We start from the raw sequence: 14,751 nt of genomic DNA on the forward strand, positions 1-14,751 counted from the left end.
ATCGCGGGGCAAGCCCGCTCCTACTTGGCTAACCGTCGCCAGCCGAGCACCACACCACTGACACTCAGCACCAACCCGCCCAGGCTGAAGGCGATCATCCAGGCATCCCACAGCGGGCGCTGTTGCAACAGCGGCAGCCAGTCCCAACTGTGCAGCAACGAGAACAACCAGCGCGACACGCGCCGCGGCTGGTCGAGCACGCCCAGTACCTCGCCGGTGTACAGGTCCAGATGCAGCCAGGTCTGCTGCGGGTCGGCAAAGCGCACGCGCAACACCGGCAAGCGTTTTTCCAGGTGCCCGAGCATGCTCTGTTCGGCCCTGGCGTAGTAGTAGAAGTCGTAGGCTTCTAGCTGCTCGCTGTGCATCTGGTCCTGTGGCAGCAACGCTTGCGCTGCATGCTCGAGCAGCTCCCTGGGCAGGCGCTCGAGCACCTGGCCGTCGGCCATCGACAGCACCCGGGTGCGCCCGGCGCCGTCATGACCGACCAGGTATCCCGCGCCAGCGATCAAGCGCCACTCAAGTTCACGTGCGTTGAAGCCCTGTTGGTCAAAGCGCATCAGCGCTTCACTGGCAGACACCGGAAAAGCCGCCGCCGACAACGGCCCGCCTTGATACGCCGCAACGTTCAGCGGCACTGAACTGCTGAACAGCCGCCACGGGTTCATCGACATCAGGCCGCTGAAGATCCAAGTGATCGCCAGCACGCCGAACAGCAAGCCGCCGATATGGTGCCAACGGGCAAACCCACGGTAGGGCGAGCGCGAGCCACTGCGATAGGGCTTGCGCAGGCGCCAACGGAGGAAGCCGATCACCGCACCGAGCACTGCCATCAGCGTGGCGGCCAGCGACAGGTAGATCACCAGATTGCTCCACAGGCCGTCCACGCCGATGCCACGCAACGGGTACAGCCAGTGCAGCCAGGCGCCGACCAGGTTCCAGCCGCGTTCCACGGCGCTGGCATCGCGCACCACTTCGCCGGTGTGCCCGGAGATGTACAGCAGGGTGCGCTCGCCATCGTCGAGCTGTACCCGCTGCAACGGGCGCTCGGCGTCGAGGGCGCGAGAGTGGCTCCACAGGTCCTCATACACTGCGCCGCGATAGCTGGCCGTGGCCACGGCGTCGTACTGACGAGCACTGGCCAGGGCCTGTTCGCGCTCGATCGGTTGCAGGCGCTGGCCCGTGCGGGCATCCACCGCCACGCTGGCGCGGCCCGGATAGCTGAACAGGTAGCGCGGCTGCGCGGCCACCATGCTCAGGCGGATGCTCGCGGGGCTGCGTTCGGCATCGGCACTGCGCAGGGCAGTACCGAGGTCGACGCAGCAGTCTGTCAGGCGCAATGCTGGTAGATGGGCGAAGTGCTCGCGCGGGGTCAGCTTGGGGTAGCCGACATACAGCATGACCATCCCCGAAAAGAACCACAGCGCCATGAACAGACACAGCCCGATGCCCAGCCAGCGGTGCCACAGGTACAGGTAACGTTTCATCGGTGGCGTCCTAGAAGTGCGTCTGCACGGCCAGCTCAAGGGTGCGCGGGGCACCGAGGTAGAGCATGCTCGCAGAGGTCCAGCGGGCGTACACCTCGTCGGTCAGGTTGCGCACCCGGGCGGTGATGCGCGTGTCGTCATCGACCTTGAAGCCGAGGAAGGCGCCGAAGATCGTGTATGACGGCGCATAGCGGGTGTTGGCTGCATCGGCATACACCGAAGATACATAGCGGCTGTCGGCACCGACTTGCCAGCTCGGGTCGATGTCGTAGGTCAGCCACAGGTTGGCAACCCGCTCGGGGATGTTGGTCGGGGTGTTGCCCTTGCGCGAGATCGAGCGACCGCCGACGTTCTCGTTGAACTCATCGTACTGGGCGTCGACATAGGCAAAGTTACCCTCGGCCAACAGCTTCGGGGTGACATGCAGCGAGGCGGCCACCTCGACCCCGCGCGAAGACTGCTTGCCCACCGGCTGGGTGACGCTGGGGTTGGCGGCATCGGCGGTGGCCAGGTTCTTGCGCTCGATCTGGTAGGCGGCGACGGTGGCGGCGCCACGACCGTCGAGGAAGCTGAACTTGCTGCCCACTTCCAGTTGCTTGCCGGTGCTCAGGTCGAAGTCGCGTACCGAGGCAAAGCTGGCGGTGCTGAGCATGCCCGAGGGCGGGTCGGCGGCGGTGCTGTACTGCACGTAGACGTTGGCCGCCGGGGTCAGCTCGTAGACCAGGCCGATGCGCCCGGTGGTGGGCTCGTAGCTGCGCTGGAAGTCCAGCGGGTTGTTGGCATCGACCGTGCGGTAGTTATGCACATCGAGGTCGATATGGTCGTAGCGCAAACCAGTGAGCAGCGACAGGCGCTCAGTCAGCTGCAGACGGTTTTCGACGAAAGCCGCCCAGGTGTCGACGGTGTTCTCGCGGTTCTTCTGATAGCCCGGGACCATGCCGTTCAGATCATAGAAATGCCCGGGTTCGAAGGTGGCCGGGTCGACGCTGTCGAAAATGCCGGTGATCGAGCGCGGGTAGCTCATCTGCACGTTGTGGCTGTAGTCCAGGCCCGCCGACCACTGGCTGTTCAAGCCGAACAACTGGCCTTCGTGGAGCAGCTCGAAGCGGTTGCCGTTGAGTTCCTGGTCGTGGCGTTGCAGCAGCGCGTTGGAGCGGTTTACCCGGCTGTTGTCGGCGTTGTAGGCGTAGGTTTCGAGGTTACGGAAGTTACGCTCGGTGTTGTAGTGGTAGAGCGTGTTGCGCAGCGAGGTGGTGTCGTTGAAACGGTAGTCGGTGATCGAGCGCAGCCAGCGCACGCGCTGTTCGTAGCGGCCGTCCTCGACGTTGTAGTTCTCTAAGCGGCGGCTCTCGTCGACCTTCATTTCGCCACCCAGCGGGTTGAGCACCGGGCTGCCCCAATAGGGGCTGTCGACCGTTTCGTTCTGATACTCCACGGCCAGGGTGTGGGACAGCTGGTCGTTGATGTCGGTTAGCAGCGAGAACGCCACGGTCCAGGCATCGCGCTCTTCGCGATCGACATAACCATTGCTTTTGCTGTGGCTGAAATCCAGGCGCGCATAGTTGCGGATGCCGTCGCCGTCGTTGAGCGCATGGTTGAAACCGAACGAGGTTTCGCTGCTGTCGTAGGAGCCGTACGTGATCCGCCCTTCGTTGAAGTTCTCGTCACGACTGGCCAGCTTGGTGATGTAGTTGATCGAGCCGCCGACGGCACCGGCACCGAAGAGGAAGCTCGACGGCCCGCCGACGGCTTCGACCCGGTCATAGATCCAGCTGTCCACCGGGCGCGCGGCGATGGAGTCGTACTGCACGCTGATACCGTTGAACAGTTGGGTGATCTGCGCCCCGGAAAAACCCCGGTACGCCACCGAACCTGCCGAGCCGGGCGGCGAGGCAGCGGTCATGCCGGGCACGCCGTTGAGCACGTCCTGGGTGGTCTGGGCGCCGCGCTGCTGGATCTGCTGGCGGTTGACGATGTTCACCGAAGCCGGGGTTTGCCGCGGGGTCAGGCCAAGGCGCGAGCCGGTTTGCGAAGGGGTGTCGAGCAGTACGCCGTCTTCGGCGTCGGCGCGGCTGTTGATGCGCAGGTCAGGCAAGGTCAGCGGCGCCTCGGCCACAGCATTGAAGGACAGCGCGCACAGCAGTGCCGCGCAACCGGACAGGCGATAGGAGTAGGGCATGAATCACACTCTGGAAATTGAGCCAACGGCCGCCTGCACCTGTCAGGCAGGCGCAGCAAAAAAACGGCCGGTTTCAGGCAGCCCGGGGAGCTGCCAGGAGATTCAAGCCAGAAGCGGGGAGGCGCGGGGATTGGCGGCGGGCCAGCAATAACGCGGCGGCGCCTTGCTGCGCAGTTCGCGGTGATAGCGGCGTACACGGCTGACCGCCAGCAGCCAGCCGATAACCAGCGCAAGGCCCAGGCACACCACGGCGGCGGCGCACACCGGGCAGGTCTGCATGCTGTCCCAGCCGGCTACTGCCTGATCGCCGAAATCGCTTTTCAGTGTCGGCCCGGCGCTGCCCATGGCTGAGCAATAGGCGCCGCCAATGCCATTGAGCTGCAAGCCCATCATCTGCCCGTGACCGAAACCGCAGGCGAACAGATTGAACAGGACACAGAAGTACAAGGTCCAGGCAATCAGCGGGCGGTCGGAGGGGGAGCGGTTCATGGCCGCGACTTTAGCACCGATGCCCGCAGGCGTTAAAGCCGAATCAGGCCTGTTGTTCGGTGACTTTCTGCGGCGGCGGGTTGTATTGCGCGAAGCTGTCGCGGGGCAAGCCCGCCCCTACACATTCAGTAGGAGCGGGCTTGCCCGGCGATGAGGCCCTTACTGTCCGGTATAGATCTGGTCGAAAACCCCGCCATCGTTGAAGTGGGTTTTCTGCACGGTGCGCCAGTCACCGAAGGTCTTCTCCACCGAGAGGAAGTCGACTTTCGGGAAGCGGTCGGTGTACTTGGCCAGTACCGCCGCATCACGCGGACGCAGGTAGTTGTTGGCGGCGATTTCCTGAGCCTCTGGCGACCACAGGTACTTCAGGTAGGCCTCGGCGGTGGCGCGGCTGCCTTTCTTGTCGACCACCTTGTCGACCACGCTCACCGGCGGCTCGGCCTCGGCGGAAACGCTTGGGTAGATCACTTCGAACTGATCGCGACCGAACTCGCGGGCGATCATCTCGGCTTCGTTCTCGAAGGTCACCAGCACGTCGCCGATCTGGTTGGTCATGAAGGTAGTGGTGGCGGCGCGGCCACCGGTATCGAGCACCGGTGCCTGCTTGAACAGCTTGCCGACAAAGTCCTTGGCCTTGTTCTCGTCACCACCGTTCTTCAGCACATAGCCCCAAGCCGAGAGGTAGGTGTAGCGGCCGTTACCGGAGGTTTTCGGGTTCGGCACGATGACCTGGACACCGTCCTTGAGCAGGTCGGGCCAGTCTTTCAGGGCCTTGGGGTTGCCCTTGCGGACGATGAACACGGTAGCCGAGGTGAACGGCGCGCTGTTGTTCGGCAGGCGCGTGACCCAGTTATCCGGGACCAGTTTGCCGTTGTCGGCCAGGGCATTGATGTCGGTGGCCATGTTCATGGTGATGACGTCGGCCGGCAAGCCATCGATCACCGAACGGGCCTGCTTGCTGGAGCCGCCGAAGGACATCTGCACGGTGATTTTCTCTTTGTGCTCGGCTTCCCAGTGCTTCTGGAACGCGGCGTTGTAGTCCTTGTAGAAGTCGCGCATCACGTCATAGGAGACGTTCAGCAACGGTGCCGGAGCGGCCTGGGCCAGGGAGCCGAAGGCGAGGCCGGCGGCCAGAAGCGAGGCACTGAAGAGTTTTTTCACTGCGCATTCCTTGTTCGAGTTGGCGTTAAAGGCATTATGCCAGCGACTATAGCGGTTGGGCTTTAGGCGCTAAAAGATTAAAAAGTGCTTTGCTTATAGCGTTTTCCTGAACAGCGCATTGCCGCAGCGCGAGCAGAACGCGGCGCCGTGTTCATGGCTGTTTTTCCGGCACACCGGGCAGTCGTGCTGCAGTTGTTCGCCGCGCATGGCGTTGGCAAGCTCCGCAGTGAAAATCCCGGTGGGCACGGCGATGATCGAGTAACCGGTGATCATCACCATCGATGACAGCACCTGGCCCAGCGGGGTCTTGGGCACGATGTCGCCAAAGCCGACGGTGGTCAGGGTGACGATGGCCCAATAGATGCCCTTGGGGATGCTGGTAAAGCCATGCTCGGGGCCCTCGACCACGTACATCAGGGTGCCGAACACGGTGACCAGGGTCGAGACGCTGAGCAAGAACACGATGATCTTCTGCTTGCTGCCGCGCAGGGCCGCGAGCAGGTAATGGGCCTGTTTGAGGTACGGGCTGAGCTTGAGCACGCGAAAGATCCGCAGCATACGGATGACGCGGATGATCAGCAGGTACTGGGCGTCGCTGTAGTACAGGGCGATGATCCCCGGCACGATCGCCAGCAGGTCGACCAGGCCATAAAAACTGAAGGCGTAGCGCAAGGGCTTGGGCGAGCAGTACAGGCGGATCAGGTACTCGACCAGGAAGATCGCGGTAAAACCCCATTCGATGGCCGCCAGTACCCCGGCATAGCGCTGGTGCACCTCGTCGATGCTGTCGAGGATCACCGTGACCAGGCTGGCAAGGATGATCAGCAGCAGGATGCTGTCGAAGCGCCGGCCGGCGACCGTGTCGGTTTGAAAAACGATGACGTAGAGCCGCTCGCGCCAGCTCGAAGGGGTGTCCATAGGCTCGTTCCAAAGGCAGATGGGCAGAGCCTAGGGGCTGCACCTCAGCTGTGCAAGCGACGCCGGCTGTGGGACGCCGGCAGGCGCAGCAGGCGGCCACCGCCGTGCAGCAGCCAGCAGGCGAGGATGAACGGCGCGGTCAGACCGGGCACTGGCAGCAGGCTGAACGCCGGTTGCAGGGCAATCGCCAGGACGATGGCCAGCAGCGGCAACCAGGGCCGCTGGCGCTCTTGGCTGAAGGCCAGGGCGGCAAGGGCAGCGTTGAAGCCGAACAGGCCGTTATAGGCCGCCATCGCTTCGCCACCGAGCAACGCCACGCTGCCGCCGATGGCCGAGCCGAGCAGGGCCCAGACTGCTGCGTAGCGATTGGAAATCAGCAGGCCGATGGCGATCAGCCCTCCGGCCAGGGGCTGGTCGAGCAAGAAGATCTGCCCGAGACCGCGCGTCAGGGCGAACAGCGGGTTGGCCTCGACGCTGGTGCTGGCGGCGCTGGCGGGTTCGGCCATGGCCAGCGCAGCCCAGCCGAGCAAGACGAACGGCGCCGTGTAGGCGGGCAGCAGTTGCCGGGGGCCGGCGCGCTTGAGCCACTGGTGCACGAGCATGCTGCTCAGGCCGCCGGCGGCGATGATCAGAGGCGGCAGGATCGCCGACCAGGGCAGGGCATAGCTGATCAACAGGCCGATCAGCACGCCGTTGTAGCTGTACAGGCCGGCCTGGCGGTCGCTGCGGTTGTAGCCGCGACGCTGGGCGGTCAGCAGCCCGGCGAGGGCACCGAGCAAGGCGCCACCGACCAGGTCGGGCGCGGTCAGGGTAATCGCCAGCAAGCAGCACAGGCCACACAGCGGATTGCGCTGCAGCAGCACCTGGCTGAAGCCGTTGAGCAAGGCCGTGGCCCAGTCGGGGCACGGGTTGACGAAATTCTTGGTGTACATGGGGGCAGTCTGGGTTGATGTGGAGTGGGGCGCCTCTTTGGGCCGGGTTGTCCCACCTGGGGTTTGTGTTGCACTCATCGCGGGGGGGGGGCCCGCCCCCCCCCCCCCCCGGGGGGGGGGGGGCCCCCCCCCCCCCCCCCCCCCCCTCGGCCGCAGTGCGGCCGCACCTGTCATCACTCGTAACGCAAGGCGTACGCCGGCTCCACCTGCGATGCCCGCCACGCCGGGTACAGCGTCGCCAGGAAGCTCATGATCAAGCCGGCGCTGCAGATCAGCGCCACGTCGCCCCACTGCAGCTCGGACGGCAAGGTGCTGATGAAGTACACGTCCGAGGTGAAGATATGCTGGCCGCTGACGCGCTCCAGCCAGCCGACGATCTGGCTGACGTTCAGCGCCGCGATCACCCCGAGCACGCCGCCAATCAAGGTACCGACGATACCGATCAGGCTGCCCTGGACCATGAAGGTGCCCATGATCTGCGCCGGCGTCGCGCCGATGGTGCGCAAGATGGCGATGTCGGCGCCCTTGTCATTGACCACCATGATCAGCGTGGCAATGATGTTGAACGCCGCCACGGCGATGATCAGCAGCAACAACAGGCCAATCATGGTCTTTTCCATCTTCATGGCGCTGAACAGACTGCCCTGGGTATGGGTCCAGTCATCGGCGCGGTACTGCTCGCCAAGGCTCGCGGTAATCGCCTTGGACACCTGCGGCGCGGCGTACAGGTCCTTGACCTTGAGGCGCACGCCCTGCACCTGGTTCGGCGCCCAGCGCTGCATCTGCGCGGCGTCGGCCATGTGCATCAGGCCCAGCGAGCCGTCCAGTTCGGCGCCCACCTTGAACACCCCGACCACGTTCAGGCGCTGCATGCGCGGGGTGATGCCACCTGGCGCGCTGCTGACTTCCGGCACGATCAGGGTCAGCTTGTCGCCGACGTTGAGGCGAAAACGCCGTGCCGTGATTTCGCCGATGACCACGCCGAACTCGCCCGGCTTGAGGTCTTCGAGGCGACCCTGAACGATATGCTGGGCCACGATCGAGACCTTGCCCTCCTCGGCCGGGTCGATGCCGCTGACCTGGATCGGCTGCATCGCGCCCTTGTAGGACAACATGCCTTCCATCTCGGTCAGCGGTGCGGCAGCGACCACTTCAGGGTTCTTCAAGGCTTCGGCCGCCACTGGCCGCCAGTCATCCAGCGGCTGGGCACCGAGCACGCTGGCGTGCGGCACCATGCCGAGGATGCGCGAACTCATTTCGCGCTGAAAGCCATTCATCACCGACAGCACCACGATCATCGCCAGCACGCCCAGGGACAGGCCGATCATCGAGGTCATGGAGATGAACGAGATGAAATGGTTGCGGCGCTTGGCGCGGGTGTAGCGCGCGCCGATGAAAATAGACAAGGGTCTGAACATGAACGAAAGCACCCGGGTAAAGAAAAGGAACCAGGTGCCCGCCTAACGGTGGCGGGCACGTTGCGCGGGCAATCAGATCGGTACCAGGTGCCCGTCATCCAGGCGCAGCACTCGGTCCATCTGGCGCGCCAGGTTGAGATCGTGGGTCACCACCAGGAAGGCTGTCTGCGAGGCGCTGCTCAGCTCCTGCATGAGGTCCTGGATGCCCTGGGCGGTGTGATGGTCGAGGTTGCCGGTCGGCTCGTCGAGCATGACCAGCCCCGGCCGGTTGACCAGGGCCCGGGCGATGGCCACGCGCTGGCGCTCGCCACCGGACAGCTCGGCCGGCTTGTGGCTCAGGCGATGCCCCAGGCCCACGCGCTTGAGCAGCGCCTGGGCACGTTCACGTGCTTCGGGAATGGCGGTGCGGCCGATCAGCAACGGCATGCACACGTTCTCCAGCGCAGTGAACTCCGGCAGCAGGTGGTGGAACTGGTAGACGAAGCCCAGGGCGCGATTGCGCAGCAGGCCACGGGCGCGTTCGCCCAGCGCCGAGAGCTCTTCGCCGGCCAGCCAGACGCTGCCTTCGGACGGGGTGTCGAGGCCGCCGAGCAGGTTGAGCAAGGTACTCTTGCCCGAACCTGAACTACCGACGATCGCCACCCGCTCGCCCGGGTGCAGCTCCAGCTGCAAGCCGGACAACACCTGGACCTTCTCCGGGCCTTCCTCGTAGGACTTGCCCAGGTTGCGGCAACTCAGCACTGCTTTATCACTCATGCCCAACTCACTCATAACGTAGCGCCTCCGCAGGCTGGGTGCGTGCCGCACGCCAGGCCGGATACAGGGTGGCGAGGAAACTCAGGACCAATGCCGCACCGCAGACCATCCACACGTCCTCGGCCATGATCTGCGAGGGCAGGTAGTCGATGAAATAGACGTCGGCATTGAGGAACTTGTGCCCGATCAGGGTTTCGATGCCGGCGATCGCGGCGCTGACATTGAGCGCGGCGAAGATGCCCACCAGCGCGCCGATCAGGGTGCCGACCACACCGATCACCGTACCCTGAACCATGAAAATGGCCATGATCTGCCCGGGCGTCGAACCCAGGGTGCGCAAGATGGCGATATCGCCCTTCTTGTCGTTGACCACCATCACCAGGGTGGAAATGATGTTGAACGCCGCCACCGCGACGATCAGCAGCAACAGCAGGCCGATCATGGCTTTTTCCATGCGGATCGCCTGGTACAGGTTGCCGTGGCTGCGGGTCCAGTCGCGGGCATAGAACTCCTGCTCGCCGAGCTTCTGGGCGATGTCCCAGGCCACCCGCGGCGCCTGGAACAGGTCGTCGAACTTCAGGCGCAGGCCCTGGACCTGGTCGGCCTTCCAGCGGTGCAGGCGGGACAGGTCCGAGAGGTTGGTCAGGCCCAGGTAGCCGTCGATCTCACCGGCGCCGACATGAAAGATGCCGACCACGGTAAAGCGCTTCATGCGCGGGAACATGCCGGCCGGGGTCACGGTGACCTCGGGGGCGACGAAGGTCAGCTTGTCGCCGACGCCAACACCCAGCTTGGTGGCCGCCTTGTCGCCGATCATGATGCCGAACTCGCCGGGGGCCAGGTCATCGAGCTTACCCTCGCGGATAAAGTCGTCGATGATCGAGACCTGGCGTTCCTGGGCCGGGTCGATGCCGTTGAGCAGCACCTTTTGCACCTTGCCGTCATGGGTCAGCAGGCCCTGCATCTGGGTGAAGGGCGCCACCGCCAGAACCTGCGGGTTCTGCTTTACTTGACTGGCAAGGGCCGGCCAGTCGTTGATCGGCTGGCCGGTTTCCAGTGTGGCGTGGGGCACCATGCCCAACACCCGGGTGCGCATCTCGTGATCGAAGCCGTTCATGACCGACAACACCACGATCATCACGACAACGCCCAGGGCGAGGCCGATCATCGAGGTCAGGGAAATGAACGAGACGAAGTGGTTGCGACGCTTGGCACGGGTATAACGCGTGCCGATGAATACGAAGAGAGGTCTGAACATGTCGGGGCTTGTTCGGATGAAAGAGGAACGTCCTTGTGGCGGGGCTTGAATAGCAGCTTTACACTCAGACCACCGCCGCTACCATGGGTTCGCCATGTCGACATTAGATGAAGAAGATCGCCGCGAATACTACCGTATCGAGGATCGGATCGCACTGGAAATTAGCCCGTTGAGCGCCGCCGAAGCGCTTGGCACGGACTTGTTGCAAGATACTTCGCCGCTGTTCAACCTGCTCAGTGAATTGCACCTGAGCGAGTTCGAATCCCAACACCTGCTGCGCCAGCTCAGTGACAAGGACCGCACCCTGGCCGCCTTTCTCAAGGCCCAGAACAAACGCATCGACCTGCTCAGCGCCGTGGTCGCGCAGACCTTGCTCGGGCAGTTGAGCGCGCCGCAAGCGGTGGTGCTGTCCGAAGGCGGCATCGAGTTCAGCCAGGCCGAGCCGCTGGCTGCTGACACCTGCGTCGCGGTGAAGATGGTGCTGATGCCCCAGGCCCTGGGCCTGTTGCTGCGCGCCAAAGTCACCCATTGCGATCGCAACGCCGACGGCCAGTACGAGGTCGGCACCGAGTTCATCGACACCACCGATGCCCAGCGCCAGCTGCTGGCCCGCTACATCCTGCAACGCCAAGCGCAACAACGACGCCAGGCCCTGGAACAGAACGACCCAAGCGCCTCCTGAGTTTCACTTATTTGTTGAAGGAACAGACGTGACCACGATTTACGGCCACCGCGGCGCCAAGGGCGAAGCCCCCGAAAACACCCTCGCCAGCTTCCAGCAGTGCCTCGGGCACGGCGTGCGTCGCTGCGAACTCGACCTGCACCTGTCAGCCGACAACCAGCTGATGGTGATCCATGACCCGAGCCTCAAGCGCACCACGGGCCGGCGCGGCAAAGTGGTCGAGCATTTCGCGGCCGATCTTGCGACCTATGATGCACGCAAGGGCGGCCCGGGCTGGGTCTCGCCCTGCCCTATCCCGCGCCTTGAAGAACTGTTTGAAAAGTGCGACTTCGAGCACTGGCAACTGGAGGTCAAGAGTGCCTCGCGCACCCGCGCCGCCACCACCGTGCTGGCAATCCGCGAAATGGCCCAGCAGTTCGGCCTGCTCGACAAGATCACCATTACCTCAAGCTCACGGGAAGTGCTGGGCGCAGCGCTTGAGCTGACACCGGATATTGCCAGGGGGCTGGTCGCCGAATACGCCTGGCTCGACCCACTGAAGGTCGCCCAGAACTATGACTGCAACTTGCTGGCGTTGAACTGGACACTGTGCACCCCCGAGCGCCTGATCAAGGCTCAGCGCCAGGGGTTGCACGTGTCGGTGTGGACAGTCAACGAGCCGGCGCTGATGCGCAGGCTCGCCGACTTCGGCGTAGACAGCCTGATTACAGACTTTCCCGGTTTGGCCAGCGCCACCCTCGAGAATCGCTGAAATCGGTCTCCCCGGCCGGCTCAGGCCACCGGCCGGAGCCGCTCAAAAAAGCCGGTTGAGGCCGTCGTAAGCCGCTACCCGATAGGCTTCGGCCATGGTCGGGTAGTTGAAGGTGGTGTTGACGAAGTACTTCAGGGTATTGCGCTCACCCGGCTGATCCATGATCGCCTGGCCGATATGGACAATCTCCGACGCCTGGTAGCCGAAGCAGTGCACGCCAAGGATTTCCAGGGTTTCGCGGTGGAACAGGATCTTCAGCATGCCTTGCGGCTCACCGGCGATTTGCGCCCGGGCCATGCTCTTGAAGAAGGCCTTGCCCACTTCATAAGGTACCTTGGCCTGGGTCAGCTCCTGCTCGTTCTTGCCGATCGAGCTGATCTCCGGAATGGTGTAGATGCCAGTCGGCACATCATTGACGAACCGCCAGCTGCCGTTGTCGACGATGCTGCCGGCAGCCGAGCGACCCTGGTCGTGGGCGGCACTGGCCAGGCTCGGCCAGCCGATCACATCACCGGCACCGTAGATGTTCGGCACGTGGGTGCGGTAGTTCTCGTCGACTTCGATCTGACCACGGCTGTTGACCTTGATGCCAATGTTTTCCAGGCCCAGCTTGTCGGTATTGCCGGTACGGCCGTTGCACCAGAGCAAGGCATCGGCCTTGATCTTCTTGCCGGATTTGAGGTGCAGGATCACACCGTTGTCCAGGCCTTCGACACGGTCGTACTCTTCGTTGTGGCGAACGGTGATGTTGTTGTTGCTGAAGTGGTAGCTCAGCGCCTGGGAAATTTCCGAGTCGAGGAAGCTCAGCAACTGAGCGCGGTTGTCCACCAGCTCCACCAGCACACCCAGACCACTGAAGATCGAGGCGTACTCACAGCCAATCACGCCGGCGCCGTAGACGATCAGTTTGCGCGGGGTGTGGCCGAGGCTGAGGATGGTGTCGCTATCGTAGATACGCGGGTGGTGGAAATCTATATCGGCCGGGCGATACGGGCGCGAACCGGTGGCGATGATGATGTGCTTGGCCACCAGTTTCTCGACCACGCCGTTGGCGCAGACCACTTCGATGGTCTGCTCGTCGGCGAAGCTGCCGGTGCCGAAGAACACGTCGACGCGGTTGCGCGCATAGTAGCCGGTGCGCGAGGCAACCTGCTTGGAGATCACCTTCTCGGCGCTTTTCAGTACGTCAGGGAACGAGAACCAGCGCGGTTCACCAATGGCCCGGAACATCGGGTTGGTGTTGAACTGCATGATCTGGCGCACTGAGTGACGCAGGGCCTTGGACGGGATGGTGCCCAGGTGGGTGCAGTTGCCGCCGACCTGGCGACGGCTATCGACCATCGCCACCTTGCGTCCTGCTTTGGCAGCATTCATTGCCGCCCCTTCTCCTGCGGGGCCGGAACCCAGCACCACTACGTCGTAGTTGTAGACAGCCATGCGTACTCCTTCAGAACAGGCCTGCGCGCCACATCGGCGGGCGGGGCTACCTCATGCCGCCAGCGGCGCCATGAAAAAATTCGGGTGCAGTCTAATCAAGCTTGAACGCCGCGCACATTAACCCTTGGTCGCGTCGTAGGCTATTTTTCTCTGCACTACATGTCATTTACACAAACCCTGTGGGAGCCGGCCTTGCCGGCGATGGCATCAGCGCAGTGTCAGCGATTGCGCGTCGGCTGCATCGCTGGCAAGGCCAGCTCCCACAAAAACTGGTTACTGCTTGTTCACCTGGGCAAACGCCGGCGTGCTTCGGGAGACGAAACCTTCCGCAACCCGGGTCACGAACACCGCGGCAATCCCGTGTTTGAGGGCAAACTCCCAGCCTTGCTCGGGCCCGAGGATCAACAGCAAGGTCGAGTACCCATCGGCCATCAGCGTCGAACGGTCAAATACCGTCACCGCCGCCAGGTCGTGTTTCACCGGCCTCCCAAGGCGCGCATCGAAGGTGTGTGAATAGCGCAGGCCATTCTCCTCGAAATAATTGCGATAGTCACCGGAGGTGGACACAGCAAAACCGTCCACGGCCAGCACTTGCTGGGCAATCTGGCGGTCAGCACCCGGCAGCTCCAGGGCCACCTTCCATTTGCTGCCATCAGGTTTGCGTCCGATCGCCTTGAGTTCACCGGTCGCTTCGACCAGCAAATCCGCGATGCCCAGGGCTTTTAGCCGCGTCACCAGCAGGTCCACCGCATGCCCGGCAGCGATGCTGTTGAAGTCGACTTCCACCGGTGCATCCTTGCACAGCTGCTCACCGTTTATGCGCAAATGCCCATACCCGACCCGTTGGCGCGTGGCGGCCAGGGCCTGGGCATCCGGCACTTTTTCCCTGCGTGACTGCGGGCCGAAGCCCCACAGGTCGAGCAAGGGCTCCACGGTCAGGTCAAACGCCCCGTCACTCTGCTGCGCCAGCTGCTCGCCAACCCGCACCAGCGCCAGCACATCGGCCGGCATCGACTGGCAGCTGTTGGCCGGCAGCCTGTTGAAGGCCTCGATCAGCGAGTCGCTGCGGTAGGTGGAAAATCGCTTGTCGATGCCTTCGAGAATCCGCTCCACCTCGCGCTTGACCTGCTCCGGCGCCGGCCCCTGGGGCGTGCGCACATACTGCACGGTGTAGCTGCTACCCATGGTCGGGCCACTGATGCGTTCAAGGGTGTTGCCCTGCCCGCACCCGGCCAGACTCAGCAACGCGCCTATCAACACTGTTCTACGCATCCAGCCTCCTGGAA

At 63.6% G+C, this 14,751-nt stretch carries 13 protein-coding genes; 2 read left to right on the plus strand and 11 right to left on the minus strand.

Going from position 1 to position 14,751, the window contains the following annotated elements; genetic code table 11:
• Positions 1-20 precede the first annotated feature (20 nt).
• The 9 genes from KHO53_RS18390 to KHO53_RS18430 form a co-directional block, all read right to left on the minus strand.
• Positions 21-1,484: a PepSY domain-containing protein gene (locus KHO53_RS18390; RefSeq protein ID WP_213570585.1), complete on the minus strand. Its 1,464-nt coding sequence runs from the start codon at positions 1,482-1,484 to the stop codon at positions 21-23.
• 10 nt (positions 1,485-1,494) lie between these two features.
• Complete coding sequence (locus tag KHO53_RS18395) at positions 1,495-3,663, minus strand: TonB-dependent receptor (RefSeq protein WP_213570586.1); 2,169 nt, start codon at positions 3,661-3,663, stop codon at positions 1,495-1,497.
• A 102-nt stretch (positions 3,664-3,765) separates the two neighbouring features.
• The gene (locus tag KHO53_RS18400; RefSeq protein WP_213570587.1) at positions 3,766-4,152 is read right to left on the minus strand and encodes a DUF2946 domain-containing protein; all 387 of its coding nucleotides are present in this window, start codon (positions 4,150-4,152) and stop codon (positions 3,766-3,768) included.
• A gap of 159 nt (positions 4,153-4,311) precedes the next feature.
• Positions 4,312-5,313: a sulfate ABC transporter substrate-binding protein gene (locus tag KHO53_RS18405; RefSeq protein ID WP_010225096.1), complete on the minus strand. Its 1,002-nt coding sequence runs from the start codon at positions 5,311-5,313 to the stop codon at positions 4,312-4,314.
• A 93-nt stretch (positions 5,314-5,406) separates the two neighbouring features.
• Positions 5,407-6,231: an ion transporter gene (locus KHO53_RS18410; RefSeq protein ID WP_010225098.1), complete on the minus strand. Its 825-nt coding sequence runs from the start codon at positions 6,229-6,231 to the stop codon at positions 5,407-5,409.
• A 44-nt stretch (positions 6,232-6,275) separates the two neighbouring features.
• Positions 6,276-7,163 (minus strand): urea transporter, encoded by an 888-nt coding sequence (locus tag KHO53_RS18415; protein ID WP_213570588.1) that lies wholly within the window; start codon positions 7,161-7,163, stop codon positions 6,276-6,278.
• Between the two features lie 173 nt (positions 7,164-7,336).
• Entirely contained in the window at positions 7,337-8,581 is a 1,245-nt protein-coding gene (locus KHO53_RS18420) for a lipoprotein-releasing ABC transporter permease subunit (protein ID WP_159388955.1), read from the minus strand.
• Positions 8,582-8,653: 72 nt separating this feature from the next.
• Positions 8,654-9,337 carry a lipoprotein-releasing ABC transporter ATP-binding protein LolD gene (lolD, locus tag KHO53_RS18425; protein WP_174242301.1) on the minus strand — a complete coding sequence of 228 codons (684 nt, stop codon included), beginning with the start codon at positions 9,335-9,337 and terminating at the stop codon, positions 8,654-8,656.
• Positions 9,338-9,344: 7 nt separating this feature from the next.
• Positions 9,345-10,595: a lipoprotein-releasing ABC transporter permease subunit gene (locus KHO53_RS18430; protein ID WP_036996404.1), complete on the minus strand. Its 1,251-nt coding sequence runs from the start codon at positions 10,593-10,595 to the stop codon at positions 9,345-9,347.
• Positions 10,596-10,689: 94 nt separating this feature from the next.
• Between KHO53_RS18430 and KHO53_RS18435 the strand changes: the two genes are divergently transcribed.
• On the plus strand, positions 10,690-11,277 hold the full coding sequence (locus tag KHO53_RS18435; RefSeq protein WP_010226946.1) for a PilZ domain-containing protein: 588 nt from the start codon (positions 10,690-10,692) through the stop codon (positions 11,275-11,277).
• A 28-nt stretch (positions 11,278-11,305) separates the two neighbouring features.
• On the plus strand, positions 11,306-12,028 hold the full coding sequence (locus KHO53_RS18440; RefSeq protein ID WP_010226949.1) for a glycerophosphodiester phosphodiesterase: 723 nt from the start codon (positions 11,306-11,308) through the stop codon (positions 12,026-12,028).
• A 42-nt stretch (positions 12,029-12,070) separates the two neighbouring features.
• On the opposite strand, the gene sthA is transcribed toward KHO53_RS18440, so the two are convergent.
• Complete coding sequence (gene sthA / locus KHO53_RS18445; RefSeq protein ID WP_010226951.1) at positions 12,071-13,465, minus strand: Si-specific NAD(P)(+) transhydrogenase; 1,395 nt, start codon at positions 13,463-13,465, stop codon at positions 12,071-12,073.
• A 273-nt stretch (positions 13,466-13,738) separates the two neighbouring features.
• The gene (locus KHO53_RS18450; RefSeq protein WP_213569918.1) at positions 13,739-14,737 is read right to left on the minus strand and encodes an FAD:protein FMN transferase; all 999 of its coding nucleotides are present in this window, start codon (positions 14,735-14,737) and stop codon (positions 13,739-13,741) included.
• Positions 14,738-14,751: the final 14 nt, after the last annotated feature.

Source organism: Pseudomonas sp. RC2C2, from assembly GCF_018390435.1.
GTDB classification, from domain to species: domain Bacteria; phylum Pseudomonadota; class Gammaproteobacteria; order Pseudomonadales; family Pseudomonadaceae; genus Aquipseudomonas; species Aquipseudomonas donghuensis.

What these genes read in the sequence shown, in the direction of transcription:
- KHO53_RS18400 (WP_213570587.1), bottom strand. Translation starts at nt 4,152, where the DNA reads ATGAACCGCTCCCCCTCCGACCGCCCGCTGATTGCCTGGACCTTGTAC.
- KHO53_RS18415 (WP_213570588.1), bottom strand. Translation starts at nt 7,163, where the DNA reads ATGTACACCAAGAATTTCGTCAACCCGTGCCCCGACTGGGCCACGGCC.
- KHO53_RS18420 (WP_159388955.1), bottom strand. Translation starts at nt 8,581, where the DNA reads ATGTTCAGACCCTTGTCTATTTTCATCGGCGCGCGCTACACCCGCGCC.
- KHO53_RS18410 (WP_010225098.1), bottom strand. Translation starts at nt 6,231, where the DNA reads ATGGACACCCCTTCGAGCTGGCGCGAGCGGCTCTACGTCATCGTTTTT.
- KHO53_RS18435 (WP_010226946.1), top strand. Translation starts at nt 10,690, where the DNA reads ATGTCGACATTAGATGAAGAAGATCGCCGCGAATACTACCGTATCGAG.
- lolD (WP_174242301.1), bottom strand. Translation starts at nt 9,337, where the DNA reads ATGAGTGATAAAGCAGTGCTGAGTTGCCGCAACCTGGGCAAGTCCTAC.
- KHO53_RS18395 (WP_213570586.1), bottom strand. Translation starts at nt 3,663, where the DNA reads ATGCCCTACTCCTATCGCCTGTCCGGTTGCGCGGCACTGCTGTGCGCG.
- KHO53_RS18390 (WP_213570585.1), bottom strand. Translation starts at nt 1,484, where the DNA reads ATGAAACGTTACCTGTACCTGTGGCACCGCTGGCTGGGCATCGGGCTG.
- sthA (WP_010226951.1), bottom strand. Translation starts at nt 13,465, where the DNA reads ATGGCTGTCTACAACTACGACGTAGTGGTGCTGGGTTCCGGCCCCGCA.
- KHO53_RS18430 (WP_036996404.1), bottom strand. Translation starts at nt 10,595, where the DNA reads ATGTTCAGACCTCTCTTCGTATTCATCGGCACGCGTTATACCCGTGCC.
- KHO53_RS18450 (WP_213569918.1), bottom strand. Translation starts at nt 14,737, where the DNA reads ATGCGTAGAACAGTGTTGATAGGCGCGTTGCTGAGTCTGGCCGGGTGC.